Source organism: Duganella sp. Root336D2, from assembly GCF_001425005.1.
GTDB lineage: Bacteria > Pseudomonadota > Gammaproteobacteria > Burkholderiales > Burkholderiaceae_D > Rugamonas.
On record NZ_LMDB01000037.1, the window covers coordinates 120,041 to 136,452 of the forward strand.

A 16,412-nucleotide genomic window follows, 5' to 3' on the forward strand; every position below is an offset into this window, starting at 1 on the left:
CGGAACCGCACAATGCAATTCGACGTCATTTCCCTGTTCCCCGAGATGTTCGCTGCCTTGACGCAGTCCGGCGTAACCCGCCGTGCGTTCGAGCAGAAGCGCTGGGGCCTGTCGCTGTGGAATCCGCGCGATTTCACCACTGACAACCACCGCACCGTGGATGACCGCCCTTACGGCGGCGGCCCGGGGATGGTGATGCTGGCCAAGCCGCTGGAACAGACCATCGCGGCCGCTAAGCAGCGCCAGGTGGTTTCCGGCTTGCCGGCGCCGCGCGTGGTGTACATGTCGCCGCAAGGCAAGCAGCTCACGCATGAACGCGTGATGCAGTTGAAGCAGGAGCCCGGCCTCGTGATCCTGTGCGGCCGCTACGAAGCGGTGGACCAGCGTTTGCTGGACCGTTGCATCGATGAAGAAATCAGCCTCGGCGATTTCGTGCTGTCCGGCGGCGAGCTGCCTGCCATGGCCCTGATGGATGCCGTGGTGCGCCAGTTGCCAGGCGTGCTGAATACCGATGCTTCGGCAGTCGAAGACAGTTTCGTCAACGGCCTGCTGGATTCGCCGCACTATACGCGGCCAGAGATTTATGAAGGCGAGGCAGTGCCACCCGTGCTTTTGGGCGGCAACCACGCCGAGATCGAGAAGTGGCGCCGTGAGCGCATGCTGGAAGCGACGGCGCGCAAGCGTCCCGACCTGCTGGCAAAGGCGCGCGAAGCGGGCCTGCTCTCGAAGAAGGACGAAAAGTTTTTGGCGGGTTTGTAAACCCGTTGTAGTACCGTGGCAGGCATGTTGCCTGCCGTGTTTCAACCCCATCCTCTACCGGGCATCCCTGATCGCGCCGGCAAGATGGTAATAGGAGTCATACAATGAACCTGATCCAGCAACTGGAACAAGAAGAAATCGCTCGCCTGGGCAAGAGCATCCCTGAATTCGCACCTGGCGATACCGTGATCGTCAACGTAAACGTAGTTGAAGGCACCCGCAAGCGCGCCCAGGCTTACGAAGGCGTTGTTATCGCTCGTCGTAACCGCGGCCTGAACTCGAACTTCATCGTTCGTAAGATCTCGTCCGGCGAAGGCGTTGAGCGTACCTTCCAGCTGTACTCCCCGCTGATCGCTTCGATCGAAGTGAAGCGTCGTGGTGACGTTCGCCGCGCCAAGCTGTACTACCTGCGCGAGCGTTCGGGCAAATCCGCACGTATCAAGGAAAAACTGCCAAACCGCAAAGTTGCGGCAACCGCAGCGTAATCCATACTCCGGTATCGGATTCGGAAAAGGACGCCTTCGGGCGTCCTTTTTTTTCAGCTTGGTACAATGCCGCCTATGGCCAAAACTCCTTTCGACCCGACCCAGCTACCGATTGAAGCAATTGCCGGTGAAGCCGCGGTGCTGCTGGAGCGCCTGGCGCCGGATTGGCTGCGACGCCGCTTTGCCGAGCCGCCTGATTGGACGCCGGAACCGTCCGAGCCGCCGCTCGGCCTGCATCGCGGCGAACCGACGCCGGCTGCCGTGCTGGTGCCGCTGGTGCTGCGCGAAGATGGCGTCCACCTGCTGCTGACAATGCGTACCGCGCACCTGAACGACCATGCCGGGCAAGTGGCGTTCCCCGGCGGCCGCGCCGAGCCGACTGACGCCGATGCGATCGACACCGCCTTGCGCGAAACGGAGGAGGAGATCGGCCTGGATCGCCGCCATATCGACGTGATCGGCACGCTGCCCTTGTACTACACCGGGACCGGCTATGCCGTGACGCCGGTGGTGGGTCTGGTGACGCCGCCGTTCGACATGAAGGCCGACCCGTTCGAGGTGGCCGAGATCTTCGAGGTGCCGTTCCAGTTCCTGATGGATGGCGCCAACCACCAGCGCCTGGCAGCCGAGCTGCCGAATGGGCGCCGCACTTTTTACGCAATGCCTTACCAGAACTATTTTATCTGGGGCGCAACGGCCGGCATGCTGCGCAACCTGTTTCATTTCTTGCGCGCATAAGCTATCGTAGCGGGCATTGTGGTACTGCTAATCAAAGGATTTAGATGACTTTTCTCTCCATTCTCGTGGCCTTGCTGTTCGAACAACTGAAGCCCCTGCGAGCGGACAACCCGATCTGGGCGGAAATCAAGAGCCTGGCCGTACGCATGGAGCAATGGTTCAATGCCGGGCATGCGAGCCATGGCCGCATGGGCTGGTTCCTGCTGATCGGCGCGCTGACGCTGCCTGCCGGCCTGGTGTACTGGCTGCTGCTGCGCTACAACCTGGTGCTGGCGGCCTTCGCCTGGAACGTGCTGATCGTCTACCTGACGCTGGGCTTCCGCCATTACAGCCATTACTTCACCTCGATCCAGCTGGCCTTGAGTGCCGGCGATGAAAGCCAGGCGCGCTCGCTGCTGGCCGAGTGGTGCAAGATCGATACCGTGGGCATGGAAGTGAGCGAGATCTCCCGCATCGCGGTGGAGAAGGCGCTGGTGACCACCCACCGCAATGTGTTCGGCGTGTTTTTCTGGTTCCTGATGCCGCTTGGCCCTTGCGGCGCGATCCTGTACCGGGTGTCCGAATACCTGGCCCGCGCCTGGAACGAGCCGGAGCATATGCGCCAGGAAGCCTTTGGCATCTTCGCCCACAAGGCGTTCTACTGGATCGATTGGGTTCCGGCGCGCCTGACGGCTGTGGCCTTCGCCGTGGTCGGCAATTTCGAAGATGCGATCTACGCCTGGCGCAATTTCGCCCACCGCTGGAAGGATGAGGCGATCGGCATCATCCTGTCGGCCGGCGGCGGCGCCATGGGCGTGCGCCTCGGCACGCCGAATGAAAACGCGGCCAAGATCATTCCGTCCGACGCGGCAACCGTCGACATCAGCGACATGGAAGTGGACCAGCTGCCGGGCGATGAGCCGGGCGTGCGCGCCCTGCAAAGCACGGTCGGCCTGGTGTGGCGCGCACTGCTGCTGTGGATGATGCTGCTGTTGCTGCTGTCCGGAGCGGTGTGGCTCGGCTAAAATGACCTGAACCCGGAGCCCCGTTCAAGTCTTCTATAAGATATAATACTGGGGTTCCTCACAGCAACCGGGTTTCAGGTATATGGCCAGCGAGTTCTTCATTCTTGGGCTTACGACCGACGGCAAACAATTCCGTCCAAGCGACTGGGCGGAACGACTGGCCGGTGTACTGGCGTGCTTCCGCCCGGAAGGCTCCGGCGGGCGCCATGCCCACCTGCAGTTCTCACCCTACGTCACCCCGACTGTCGTCAACGGCATCAAGGCCGTTGTCGTCAACGAAGGCCTGCGCGAAATCCAGCCGATGGCTTATAACTTCGTTAAGGAATTCGCCAAGGATAACAAGCTGCAGGTGGTCGAAGCCTGCCTGATACCTGACGAAAAGGCTTAAGTGTCGTAGGATAGGGTTTTGCCAACATGAGCAGAACCCCATGCACATCAGATACGTCGCAGCGCTGCTGCTGACCACTTCTTCGGCTCTCGCCCAAACCTTGCCCGCCGGCGTCGCCAAAGGCCCCTCGGTCGAAGGCATTACCGAATACCGCCTGCCCAACGGGCTCAAAGTCCTGCTGTTCCCCGATGCGTCGAAACCGACGGTGACCGTCAACGTCACCTACCTGGTCGGCTCGCGCCATGAAAATTACGGTGAAACGGGCATGGCGCACTTGCTGGAGCACCTGATGTTCAAGGGCGCACCCAAGCATCGCAATATCCCGCAGCAGTTTTCCGAGCGCGGCATGGAGTTCAACGGCACCACGTCGCTCGATCGCACCAACTACTACGAAGTCTTCCAGGCCAGCCCGGAAAACCTGCAGTGGGCGCTGGACATGGAAGCCGAGCGCATGACCAGGTCCTTCATCTCGAAGAAGGACCTGGATTCGGAAATGACCGTGGTGCGCAACGAGTACGAAAGCGGCGAGAACAGCCCGTTCGAAGTGCTGTACAAACGCCTGGAAAGCGTGGCCTACGACTGGCACAGCTACGGCCGCTCCACCATCGGCAACCGCAGCGACATCGAAAACGTCAAGATCGAGAACCTGCAGGCGTTCTACCATACCTACTACCAGCCGGACAACGCGGTGCTGCTGGTGGCGGGCAAGTTCGATCCCTCGCAGACGCTGGCCTGGATCAGCAAGAAATTCGGCGCCATCCCGAAGCCGAAGCGCAAGCTGCCGCAGTTCTGGACCGTGGAGCCGACGCAGGATGGGGAGCGCCAGTACGCGGTACGCCGCAAGGGCGATGTACAGATCGTGCTGGTGGGCTACAAGATTCCATCGGGCCTGCATAACGATGCCGATCCGCTGGCTTTCATGGGGCAGGTGCTGGGCGACACGCCAAACGGCCGCCTGCACAAGCAACTGGTCGAAAGCGGCAAGGCAGCGCAGGTGTTTGCCATGAGCCAGCCTGGTTTCGCGCCAAGCCTGCAAGTGTTCGGCGCGGTGGTGAAGATGGGACAGCCGATCGAACCGGTGCGCGATGAACTGATCGCGGCGGTGGAGGGCTTTGCCAAGGCCCCGCCGACCGAAGAGGAAATGGAGCGCACGCGCCGCGAGTACGGCAACTCGATCGAAAAGGCGCTGAACAATCCACAGCAGGTCGGCGTGGCCTTGAGCGAGCATATCGCGCTGGGCGACTGGCGGCTGCTGTTCCAGGGCCGCGACGGCCTGGCGGCGATCACCTCCACTCAGGTGGCGGAAGCGGCGGGACGCTATATGAAGCGCGACAACCGCACCGTCGGCACCTTCATCCCGGACGACGCGCCGCAGCGCGCGGACATCGGCGCGGCGCCGACCGCGGCCGAACTGGTCAAGGATTACAAGAGCAAGGCCAGCGCCCTGACCTCGGAAAACTTCGATCCGAGCCAGGACAACATCATGGCGCGCACGGAGCTGAAGGAAATCGGCGGCCTGAAGCTGGCGCTGCTGCCGAAGAAGAATCGCGGCGAGACGGTGGCAGTGGACCTGCGCCTGCATTGGGGCGACGAGAAGAACCAGTTCGGCAAGCAGATGCTGGCAGCGGCCGCGGACCAGATGCTGGCGCGCGGCACCAGCAAGTATTCGCGCGCGCAGCTGGCCGATGCAATGTCGAAGCTGAAGATGTCGGGCAGCCTGTATCACTTCGAGACCACGCGCGAACACCTCTCTGCCGCGCTGCGCCTGGTGGCGCACGTGCTGAAGGATGCTTCGTTCCCGGAGGCGGAATTCGAGCAGATGCGCCAGCAGTGGATCGTCGCCATCGATGCTTCGCGCAACGACCCGCAGGCGATGGCGGGCAGGAAGCTGGCCGAGTACTTCGATCATTGGCCGAAAGGCGACCCGCGCAGCGTGATGACGCTCGACGAACAGATCGAGGCGGTCAAGGCGATGCAGCTGGCGGAGGTGAAGGCCTATCACGATGAGTTCTACGGCACTGCGCGCGGCGAGCTGTCCGTAGTCGGGGACTTCGACAAGGCGGAACTGGTCAAGGTCGCCAGCGAGGAGCTGGCCGGCTGGCAAAGCAAGGCCGCATACGCGCCAATCCTGGATAAACATGCGGAGAAGGCTGCGACCCGCCTCACGCTGGATGCGCCGGACAAGGAAAACGGCATGTTCGCCGCGCGTATGAATATCCCGCTGCGCACGGACGATGCCGATTATCCGGCGCTGGAGCTGGCGAACTACATCTTCGGCAATGGCGGCCTGAAGTCGCGCCTGATGGACCGGATCCGCCAGAAGGAGGGCCTGTCCTATGGCGGCGGTTCCTCGCTTGATGCCGGCGACCGTGACGACGCGGGCGGCTTTAGCGTTGAAGCGATTGCAGCGCCGCAGAATATGGTCAAGCTGGAAGCGGCTGTGCTCCAGGAGCTGGAGCGCGCGGTGAAGAACGGTTTTACCGCGGCCGAAGTGGCCGGTGCCAAATCGGGCCTGATGCAGCAGCGCGTGCAGAACCGCTCGAAGGATGACGTGGTAGCCGGCGCCTGGTCGCACTTCCGCTACCTGGACCGCACCTTTGTGTGGAGCAAGGAATATGAGGCGAAGCTGAAGGCCTTGACCGCGGAGCAGGTGAGTGCAGCCTTCCGCAAGCATATCGATCCGGCCAAATTGTCGGTGGTGATTGCCAGCGACGCTTCGAAGGCCAAGCGCTAAGTGGAAAACATGGAGCTGCAGCCACTGGCCTATCACGCGCAGGTCGTTGACCACTTGCGCCGCCACGAACCCGAGGTATGGCGTTGGGCCAGCGAGCGCCGCTCCGACGCGGAGCAGCGCGAGTCATTGCGCGCGCTGTTGCTGCGCGACACTTACCGCATCGAGGAACAAAGCCACGCCAGCGTGCACCGCACGCTGGCCCAAGCCATGGTCAGGCTCGGCATCCTGGCGCCGGCGACGCTATACCAGTCGCCTGGACAGGAAATGAACGCGGCGCTGGTGTTCGTGCCGGACGAGGTGCACATCGTCCTGCAAGGCCCCGTGCTGGAGCGCCTGTCGCAGGAAGAGCTGCTGGCACTATTCGGGCACGAGCTCGCGCATTACCTGCTCTGGTCGATGGACGGCGGCAGTTTCCTGATTGCGGATCGCATCCTGGCCGACACGCTGGCATCGCACAATGCCAGCGCCAGCCAGCGCGAGACCTATCGGCGCTATGCCTTGCATACCGAGTTGTTTGCCGACCGCGGCGGCGCCATTGCCGCGCAAGCCGTGGGGCCGGCAGTATCGACGCTGGTGAAGGTGCAGACCGGCATCGGCAGCGTCGATCCGGCGGCTTACCTGCGCCAGGCCAGCGAGATCGAATCGAGCGAGGCCGGCGCCAGCACGGCGCACAGCCATCCCGAGACCTTTATCCGCGCCCGCGCGCTGTCGCTATGGTGGGAGGGCGCGGCGGAGCTGGACAGCTGGATCGATTCGCGCCTGCATGGCCGCTTGTCGCTGCCGCGGCTGGATTTGCCGTCGCAGTTGCGTATGCAGGAAATGACGCGCGGCTTCCTCGCCTATTTCCTGGGCGGCACCGAGCTCGCGAGCGAAGCCGTGCTGGCGCAAGTACGCCTGCTGTTCCCCGACTGGAGCGGCAGCGAAGCCGTGATTGCGCCCGAAGCATTCGGTGAAGATGCCGTTGATGACGGCGTGCGCGATTACCTGAATGCGCTCATGCTCGATATGGCGCTGGCCGACAGCGAGCAGAGCGAGCAGGCGCTGCTGCGCGCCGGACTGGTGGCGCAGCAACTGGGCAGCCTGGAGGGCCTGCGCCGCAACTTGTGGCGCGACGCCGGCTTTGGCAAACGAGAACTGGACCGCTATAACCGTCAGCTGGCCAAGGAGTTGAATCAATGAGCGAGCATGACGTGCGCACCCTGCGCCAACTGATCGAGGCGCAAGCCGGGGCAGCACTGTCGACTGACGATGTGCTGGTCTTGCTGCTGCCGCTGTTTAACCAGGTCGCCGCCTTGCATGGGCAAGGCAGGGTCGCGGCCCTCGACCCTGGCGACGTGCTGGTCGACGGCGAGGGCGCACTGCGCCTGCGGCTGGCGGAAGGCCAGCAGCCGCGCATGGACCTCGCCGCGATTCATAACCTGCAGCCGCACCCGGCGTCGGGCCTGAATATCTTAGGGACGCTGGAGCAGCGGCGTATCGATGGCGGCGGGACCGAAAGCAACGACCTGGAAGTCCAGCTCGACCTGGCCGCCGCCATTACGCGGCCGGTTCACCTGCCGGGGCCGTGCAGCTGGGAGAAACTGGCCGGGCACCACGACGAAATCAGTGACGTCTACATGCTGGGCATGCTGCTGGCCAGCCTGGCCTGCGGCCTTGACTTCCAGGACGGACAGGACCTGCAGCAGTTTGCCGGATCGCGCCGCAACCTGTTCCTGGTGCACGACCGCCTGCATCCGATTGTCGCCGCGGTCATCGTCGAAATGACGGAAGTAAACCGCCATGAACGCGCTACCGACGTCGCCGCACTGGCTGCACGCCTGCGCACCTGGCGCGACCAGCCGCAAATACTGGACGTGCAGCGTGCGCTGGCAGGCGCCAACGGCGCCGCGCCGCGCCGCACGGCGGTGTTGAACCACTTGCGCGATCGCCTGTTCGATTTGTCGCGCCGCAACCGCCTGCTGTACTTCCGGCCGACCGCTGCCACGGTTAACCTGACTGTGGCCAGCGTTCCGCTGATGCTGCAGGTCGAAAGCATCGACGCGGAGCAGATCTGTACCTGGGGCGGCCCGTTCGCGGCCGAGCTGGTGGCGGGCAAACCGGTGGCGCTGCAAAGCTGGCTGCGTTTTGACGACCAGCCCTACCTGCCTGCGGCGCTCGACCAGTTGATCAGCGAGACGCGGCGCGACCGCGCTGAATACGGCTTCAGCAACCTGCGCCTGGTGATCGCCTTCCTGCGCTGGCACAACCTGAAAGAGGCGCCCGATGAACGCATCACGACGCCTCTGTTGTGGCTCCCGGTCGAACTGGTCAAGCGCAAAGGAGTACGCGACCAGTATGTGATCCAGTGCACCGGCGGCGAGGCTGAATTCAATCCCGTGCTGCGGCACCAGTTGAACCAGCTGTACGGCATCCGCCTGGGCGAAACCGTGGACCTGTCACGCACCTCGCTGGCCGAGGTGCACGCCGATATCCTGGCGCAGATTCGCCAGTCGGAACCGGCAGTCGAGTTGCGCCTGGTTGAAAAGGCTGCCGTACGCCTGGTGCGCCAGAAGGCCTTGCAGCGTTTGCAGCAGTACCAGCGCCGCCGTCCAACGGCTGGCGCAAAGCGCAGCGATGGCTGGCTGCCGCCGTATAGCTATGCCGCCGATGACTACCGGCCGCTGGGGCGGGCCTTGTTCGAACACTGGGTGCGGCCCAGCGTGTTGCCGCAGCGGTTCGAGGCTGGGGCGGCGCCGATCGCCGCGCCTCGTCTGGCGCACATGGGCGAGCCGGTGGCGCAAGCCGAGGAGCGCGCCGGCTACATGCTGGAAGAAACGGAAGGCCACCGCTATGCATGGGACCTGGACCTGACCCAGGTAACCTTGGCCAACTTCAACTACCGCAAGATGTCGCTGGTGCGCGATTACGCCCAGCTGCTGGACGATCCCGCGCCCAATCCCTCGTTCGACCGCATCTTCTCGATCGAGCCGCGGGCGCTGGAGGCCGGCGTGCCGCCGCCGCTGGGGCCGGCGGAACAATGGAATGTGGTGGCGGCTGACGCGACGCAGAATACTGCCGTGCGGCTGGCCCGCGCGCAGGGCAGCTTCATCATCCAGGGGCCGCCGGGCACCGGCAAGTCCCAGACCATCACCAATTTGATTGCCGACTACGCCGGCCGCGGCAAGCGCGTGCTGTTCGTATGCGAGAAGAGGGCGGCGCTCGACGTGGTGTTCCATCGCCTGAAGCAAAGCGGGCTGGATTCCCTGTGCTGCCTGATCCACGACTCGCAGGCGGACAAAAAGGCGTATATCGCCGACCTTCGCGCCTGCTATGAGAAATGGGTTGCCGGGGCGCCGGCCAGCGCAGCGCTGGCTGCACGCCGCGCGCAAATCACTGATGCCCTGGCCGGGCAGCAGGCCACCATCGATGCCTTTGAAGCGGCAATTGCGGGGGCGCCTGCGGAGTTGGGCGTTGCTGTGCGATCGCTGCTGCGGCGCCTGGCGCAAGCGCTGGCCATGCCGGAACTATCCCCGGCATGGCGCGAACGCCTGCCGTCGCTGGCGTCATGGGACCAGCAGCGCGAACTGGTGCAGCGTCTGCACCGCGCCATGCGCGAGCGCTTCGGGCTGGATAGCCTGGCGGCGCACCCGTTCGCACGGCTGGCCGCTGCAGTGGTGGCTGACGAACGTGCATACGGCAGGCTGGAGCAACTGTGCCAGGAGGCAGAAGTCCTGCTTGACACATTGGAGCCAGGTTCCGATGCGACGCTGCAGCAGGCGCTGCGCGACGCGACAGACAGCCAATGGCTGCTGGACACCGGTGTGGCAAACCATCTCTCGCTGCTTGAGCATGGATCGCCGCAGTTTGCGGCGCTGGGGGCGTTGCGCAGCACGCTGGCCGGCCATGTCCAGTCCCTGGCGACGGCGCAGGAGGCCACGGCAAACTGGCGCGACAAGCTTGCGCCAGGCGACACGCTGGCAGCCCTGGAACTGGCAGGACGCCTGGAAGGTTCCATCCTGCGCTGGCTGCAGCCGGCATGGTGGCGCATGCGCGGCGAGGTGCAGCGGCGCTATGATTTCAGCCGCCACGCCGTCCGTCCACGCTACCGGCAGGTGCTGGAGGCGCTGGCGGCTGAGCATGCTGCCCAGTCGAACCTGGCCGCTGCCACCGCGGCCGGCCAGCAGCAATACGGGGTGGGCGACTTGCAGGGCTTCCTGCGCGCACTGGATGACATCGAGCAGCGGCTCAGCGCGCCCGACGGCCTGTCGTCGCTGGTGGCGCGGCTGCGCCAGTCGGCCGATCCGCTTGCCCTGGCACGTGCCGGGGCTGCCTCGCGGCAGGCCCTGGCCCGCCTGGCGCAATGCCTCGGGCAAGAGCTGGTGCTGGACGCTGGCATGCGATTGGACGCGCTGGCCGAACTGCTGCGCGACTTGCGCGAAGCGCTGGATGATTTGCCGGACATGCTGCCGTTGCTGCGCGCAGTGCATGCCGCCGACCCGGCCTGCGCGCTAGCCCTGCAAGGCCTGGATTATGCGCCGCAAGGCCTGGACGCGCTGGTCGCCGACGAAGCGCTGCGCCGGGTCCTGCGCGCCGACCCGGTGCTCGCCCGTTTCAATGGCGCGGCACTGGCGCAGGCAGTACATGCCATGGCACTGCAGCAGCGCGAATTGCTGGCGCTGAATGCGCAGGTGGTGCAAGCCACGCAACACGCGCGCTTCAGCGAGCATGTCCGGGTGTCGGCCACGTCGGCCACCCAGCTCGATGACGATGCCAAGGCGTTCAAGAAGCTGTATGCAACCGGGCGCCGCGAGCTGGAACACGAGTTCGGCAAGAGCATGCGGCACCGCTCGATCCGCGACCTGAGCGATGACGAGACAGGGCTGGTGGTGAACGACCTGAAACCGATCTGGCTGATGAGCCCATTGTCGGTGTCGGATACGCTGCCGCTTTCCGCCGACCTGTTCGACGTGGTGATCTTCGACGAGGCCAGTCAGATTCCGACCGAGGAAGCGGTGCCGGCGCTATGCCGCGCGCGCCAGGTTGTAGTGGTGGGCGATGAAATGCAGTTGCCGCCCACCAGCTTCTTCAGCGCCAGCGCCGGCGAAGGCGATGACGAGATCCTGGTGGAAGAAGGCGGCGAACGCATCGCGATCAACCTCGATGCGGACAGCCTGCTGAACCAGGCGGCGCGCAACCTGCCGGCGACTTTGCTGGCCTGGCACTATCGCAGCCGACACGAGTCCCTGATCAGCTTCTCCAACGCCGCATTCTACGAAGGGCGCCTGGTAACCATTCCGGACCGTATGCTGGAGCAGGAATCGGCAACTGCCACGCCGCGCCGCTCAGACGACGAAGGTGTCGGCATCGCGGCGGCCGAGGCGTTAATGGCGCGCCCGGTCAGCTTCCACCAGGTGGCCGATGGCGTCTATAGCGGGCGCCGCAACGAAGCGGAGGCGCGCTATATCGCGCTTACCGTGCGTGAAATGCTCTTGCGCGAAACAGGCATGAGCCTGGGCATCGTGGCGTTTTCCGAGGCGCAGCAAGGCGCCATTGAATCTGCCCTGGAAGCCCTGGCAGAGGAGGATGCGGACTTTGCGATGCGCCTGGAGCGCGAGTATGTGCGTGAGGACGATGACCAGTTCAACGGCCTGTTCGTCAAGAACCTGGAAAACGTGCAGGGCGACGAGCGCGATGTGATCATCCTGAGTATCTGCTATGCGCCGGGCCCGGATGGCAAGATGCTGATGAATTTCGGCCCGATCAACCAGCGCGGCGGCGAAAAGCGCTTGAACGTGATTTTCAGCCGGGCGCGCCATCGCATGGCGGTGGTGTCGACCATCCACGCCGAGGCCATCACCAATGTCCACAACGACGGTGCGGCGGCGCTGCGCTCGTTCCTGCAGTTCGCACAGGCCAGCGCCATGGGCCAGTTCGAACGCGCCCAATCGGTACTGGGAGCGTTGAACCATGGGGCGCGCCATGCGTTCACCCGCGATATTCCGCAGGACAGCATCCGCGACGCGCTGGCGGCAGCTTTGCGCAAGCGCGGCCACCAGGTGCACTTGAATGTCGGGCGCTCGCAGTTCCGTTGCGACCTGGCCATCGTTGATGAATCGAGCGCAGGCTATGCGCTGGCGATCCTGCTGGATAATCCGGCGGAAACGGTCAGCGACAGCGTCGAGCGCTATGTATTCCGCCCCGGCGTGTTGCGCAGTTTCGGCTGGCGTGTGCTGGATATCCCGGGCAAGGACTGGCTTGATAATCCTGGCGCCGTCGTGCAGCGTATCGAGGCCATGCTGTCCGCGGGAGAGGACAGGGCGCTGGAGCAGATGGTTGATCCGGTGCCGTTCGCACCGTCTCCTGCGCTGGCGGCCGCCGTAGACGCGGCGCCGGTGGCCGAAGCGGCAACGGCCGTCGAGGGCGGGGGCCAGGCACGCAACCTGCATTTCGAACAGGGCGCGTCACGCAAGTTCTGGCGCGCTTCGCTGCGCGGCAGCGAGCTGACCGTCAGCTACGGCCGCATGGGCAGCGCCGGCCAGTCGCTGCTCAAGCAATTCGAAACGCCCGAGCGCGCGATGCGTGAAATGGCGAAGCTGGTCGACGAGAAGCTGCGCAAGGGCTACGTGGAAGGCTAAGGCGTAGAGAGTTCCGCGACGAAGTCGTACATGTCGCCGCGGAAGATCGAGCGGCAAAATTCCACTGCGCGGCCATCGCGCACGAAACCAAGGCGCTCGACGGCCAGCCCGGCATCGCCTTCCTTCGCCTGCAGCAGCTTGGCCTGTTCGCCTGTCAGCAGCAGGGCGGACAGGCGCTGCAGCGCGCGCACGGGCCGCTGGCCGGCCGCTTCCAGCGCCTCATACATCGACACGTCCACTGATTCCAGCGATGGCAGCGCATCGGCCACGATGGTGGCGTACTCCACGCACATCGGCATTTCGTCCGCAAAGCGGATGCGGTGATACCGATACACCGGCGCACCCGGGCTAAGCCGCAGGCGCAGGGCTTCTTCCGGCGTCACGGTTCCTTCCGATTTCTTCAGCCAAACGCTGCGCGGAGTACGCCCGCGCGAACGCATGTCTTCCGAGAAGGAAGTCAGTTTGGCGAAGTTCTTTTCGATGCGCGTGTTGATGAAATTGCCGGAACCCGGCCGGCGCACCAGCATGCCTTCTTCCACCAGGCCGTCGATGGCCTTGCGCACTGTGATGCGGGAAATTCCCAGGTCGGCCGCCAGCATACGCTCGGCGGGCAGGGCTTCGTCGGGACCAAACACATGCAGGTTGATTGCTTCACGCAAGGCGCGTTGCAGAAGCTGGTAAAGCGGCTGGCTACTGGTCTGCACCAGGTCTTCCATGATCTGAGCGAGCGATGCCATTTAGTCTCCCTTGTGGTGCGGCTGATAATACCAAAAAAAGACCTTCGGACCAGCGGTATGCTGCCACTCGCATTCCGCCGCCCCATAGGATAGCGCTAACAGTAGGCTTTTGTGCATGAAGTGGTATGTCTTTTCAGTACAACATGTGAAAAAAATATGTAAATTGGTAGTGATCTGGTATTCGATCGGGGTATATTGGCGTCCAATTGGTTTGAACGTGGTTTTAGGAACTGGTAACAATAGACCGGGCTTTGAGACAGCCCATACTTAGGGGGAGTAAATGAACCGCAATATGACACCGATCGCGACTGCAGTCGCCATCCTGACCGCAACCGCTGGCATGGCGCAAGCACAGCAGGCTGCTCCAGCCGAGCAGAACGTCGTGGTCGTGACCGGCGTGCGTGCCGCGCTGGCACAGTCGATCAACCAGAAGCGCAATGCCGACTCGCTGGTAGAAGTGATTACCGCTGAAGACGTGGGCAAGATGCCGGACAAGAGCGTGGCTGACTCGCTGCAGCGCGTGCCAGGCGTATCCGTTGCCACGGCCGGCGGTTCGGAAGGCGGCTTTGGCGAGAATGACCGCGTCAGCCTGAAAGGCACTCCATCCAACCTGGCCCTGACCACCCTGAATGGCCACACCGTATCGAGCGGCGACTGGTACATTTCCAACATCACCAACGGCGGCCGTTCCGTCAGCTACTCGATGTTCCCGTCGGAGCTGATCGGCCGCGTTACCGTGCACAAGTCTTCCCAGGCCAACCTGATCGAAGGCGGTGCTTCCGGCAACGTCGACATCGAAACCCGCAAGCCGCTGAGCTTCAAGGATCCGCTGACCGTGATGGGCGCCGTGACTGGCGTGTACAGCGAAGGCTCCAAGAAAACCGATGCGCAGTTCAGCGCCCTGGGCAACTGGAAAAATGAACAGAACAACGTGGGCGTACTGGTCCAGGTGTTCGACGAAAAACGCACCCTGCGCCGTATCGGCCAGGAATTCCTGTGGTGGGACAAGCTGAACGCAGGCTATGCGCCGCAGTGGGTGGCCGCCAATCCTGAAGTGGCAGGCAAGTACATCTCCCTGCTGACCGGTACCGCCATGTTCAACCAGGAGCGCGAGCGCAAGGGCGGCATGATCGACGTGCAGGTCAAGGTCAACAAAGAGTTCGACTTCGACATCAACGGCTTCTACACCCGCCTGGATGCGGACAATATCAATGCCAACTTCATGCTGGCGCCATACCAGCCGCTGACCAACAACTGGTCCGGCGTGGGCGGCGTCATCCCGTCCAAGTGGACCGTCACCGGCGATACCATCACCTCGATCACCTTCCCAAGTGCCTGCCCGGTGGCGGACTGCTCGAAGATGGGGCCATCGGTGCAGGACATCATTGCCCGACCTGGTTCGTATAGCGATTCGAAGTTCGTCAACTTCGACTTCAACTACCGTCCTTCCCAGGACCTGAAGTTCAAAGGCCAGATTGGTACCACACGCGGTACCGGCTACGCCCGCGACTACGGTTACGAAGCCTGGCTGGCTTACGCGGGCAACAGCCTGACCACCCATGGCCTGGATTCTCCTGCCACCGTGATCGTGGATAACGCCGGTACCTTCAACCCGCGCACCGGCGCCGACTTCTTCGGCGGCTGGGCCTCGGACGTGACCGCAAAGGACAAGGAAACCTACGGCCAGGTCGACGGCCAGTACAAGACCCAGTGGAACGGCGTGCCGACCCTGCATTTCGGCTTACGCAGCGCGAACCACGAGCGTGCCCTGACCTGGCTGGGCGGCACTGTCGCTGCTGCCGGTTCGCAGCTGGCCAACCGTCCAACCGGCCTGACCAACTTCCCGGACAGCCCACTGCCTAACTTGCTGAACAAGGCGTGGACTTTCGACGCCGAGTCGATGAAGGCCTGGGGCGACAAGTATGTCAGCTTCGCCAACCACGCCTACCAAAGCGAATTCCTGATCAAGGAAAAAGCCACGGCAGCATATGTGATGGGCGACCTGGAGTTCGGAAACTTCGGCGGTAACGTCGGCGTGCGCTTCGTGAAGACCAAGATCGATGTCGACAATGGTTCGCCGAACAACGTTTGGAATCCGACCCACAGCTCCAACACCTATAACGATTTCCTGCCAAGCATCAACCTGTACACCAACCTGACGCCGGACCTGAAACTGCGCGGTGCCGCCAGCCGCACCCTGGCTCGTCCTGACTTCGGTTCGCTGGGTGCACTGAGCCTGAGTGACCTGACCTTCTCCGGTTCCGGCGGTAACCCGAACCTGCGTCCGATCATGTCGAACAACGTCGATGTGGGCCTGGAATGGTACTTCATGCCGAAGTCCCTGCTGGGCATGAACATCTACAACATGCACATGGGCTCCTACGTGACCTTCGGTTCCTCGCAGGCTGACTTCTTCAACCAGTCGGCCGGCAGGGTCACCACGTACAACATGAGCTCCGCAGTGAACACCAAGGCCCGTGTACGCGGCGTGGAGCTGCAATATGTACAGGACCTGGGCAACGGTTTCGGCTTGAACGCGAACTACACCTACGCCGACGGCAAGGAAACCGAAGCGGCACCGAAATCGGCTTGTGCCGACCTGGGTGACTGCAGCATGATCGGTACTTCGAAGAATTCCTATAACCTGGGCGTATTCTACGAGACCAGCAAGTTCAGCGCACGTATCAACTACAGCTTCCGTTCGGCTTTCCTGAATGGCCTGGACCGCAACAGCGCAATCTACCAGGATGATGTAGGCACCCTGTCCGCCGCCTTCAACTACAACCTGACCGACAACCTGACGCTGTCGCTGGAAGGCAAGGACCTGAACGATCCGACCCTGAAGTCGTACGCTTCTTCCCGTAACCAGCCACGCGCGTTCTACAAGAACGGCAAGCAGTTGTTCTTCGGCGTGCGCGGCAAAATGTAACTGATCCCGAAGTGAGAGTGTTAT

The 16,412-nt window shown here is 63.3% G+C and carries 10 protein-coding genes; 9 read left to right on the top strand and 1 reads right to left on the bottom strand.

Translation table 11 applies throughout. The features are described from left to right. Window positions 1-12: 12 nt before the first annotated feature. The 8 genes from trmD (at window position 13) to ASD07_RS25020 (ending at window position 12,722) form a co-directional block, all read left to right on the top strand. Entirely contained in the window at window positions 13-759 is a 747-nt protein-coding gene (gene trmD, locus ASD07_RS24985; protein ID WP_055936770.1) for a tRNA (guanosine(37)-N1)-methyltransferase TrmD, read from the top strand. A gap of 104 nt (window positions 760-863) precedes the next feature. Then, window positions 864-1,244: a 50S ribosomal protein L19 gene (gene rplS / locus ASD07_RS24990; RefSeq protein WP_055936773.1), complete on the top strand. Its 381-nt coding sequence runs from the start codon at window positions 864-866 to the stop codon at window positions 1,242-1,244. Window positions 1,245-1,319: 75 nt separating this feature from the next. Then, window positions 1,320-1,982 carry a CoA pyrophosphatase gene (locus ASD07_RS24995; RefSeq protein WP_055936776.1) on the top strand — a complete coding sequence of 221 codons (663 nt, stop codon included), beginning with the start codon at window positions 1,320-1,322 and terminating at the stop codon, window positions 1,980-1,982. A 44-nt stretch (window positions 1,983-2,026) separates the two neighbouring features. Next, window positions 2,027-2,986 carry a CobD/CbiB family protein gene (locus ASD07_RS25000; RefSeq protein ID WP_055936779.1) on the top strand — a complete coding sequence of 320 codons (960 nt, stop codon included), beginning with the start codon at window positions 2,027-2,029 and terminating at the stop codon, window positions 2,984-2,986. Between the two features lie 82 nt (window positions 2,987-3,068). Next, window positions 3,069-3,374 (top strand): DUF3579 domain-containing protein, encoded by a 306-nt coding sequence (locus ASD07_RS25005; protein ID WP_055936782.1) that lies wholly within the window; start codon window positions 3,069-3,071, stop codon window positions 3,372-3,374. 40 nt (window positions 3,375-3,414) lie between these two features. Next, entirely contained in the window at window positions 3,415-6,108 is a 2,694-nt protein-coding gene (locus ASD07_RS25010; RefSeq protein ID WP_055936785.1) for a pitrilysin family protein, read from the top strand. A 9-nt stretch (window positions 6,109-6,117) separates the two neighbouring features. After that, on the top strand, window positions 6,118-7,287 hold the full coding sequence (locus ASD07_RS25015) for a M48 family metalloprotease (protein ID WP_055936788.1): 1,170 nt from the start codon (window positions 6,118-6,120) through the stop codon (window positions 7,285-7,287). Beyond that, window positions 7,284-12,722, top strand: coding sequence for an AAA domain-containing protein (locus ASD07_RS25020; protein WP_055936791.1), 5,439 nt, complete (start codon window positions 7,284-7,286; stop codon window positions 12,720-12,722). Before ASD07_RS25015 ends, ASD07_RS25020 begins: the two co-directional genes overlap by 4 nt. Here ASD07_RS25020 and ASD07_RS25025 read toward each other — a convergent pair. Further along, the gene (locus tag ASD07_RS25025; protein ID WP_055936794.1) at window positions 12,719-13,459 is read right to left on the bottom strand and encodes a GntR family transcriptional regulator; all 741 of its coding nucleotides are present in this window, start codon (window positions 13,457-13,459) and stop codon (window positions 12,719-12,721) included. The two genes, ASD07_RS25020 and ASD07_RS25025, sit on opposite strands and share 4 nt — an antisense overlap. A 280-nt stretch (window positions 13,460-13,739) precedes the next feature. Here ASD07_RS25025 and ASD07_RS25030 point away from each other — a divergent pair, with 280 nt between their 5' ends. Next, window positions 13,740-16,388 carry a TonB-dependent receptor gene (locus tag ASD07_RS25030; protein ID WP_055936797.1) on the top strand — a complete coding sequence of 883 codons (2,649 nt, stop codon included), beginning with the start codon at window positions 13,740-13,742 and terminating at the stop codon, window positions 16,386-16,388. Window positions 16,389-16,412: the final 24 nt, after the last annotated feature.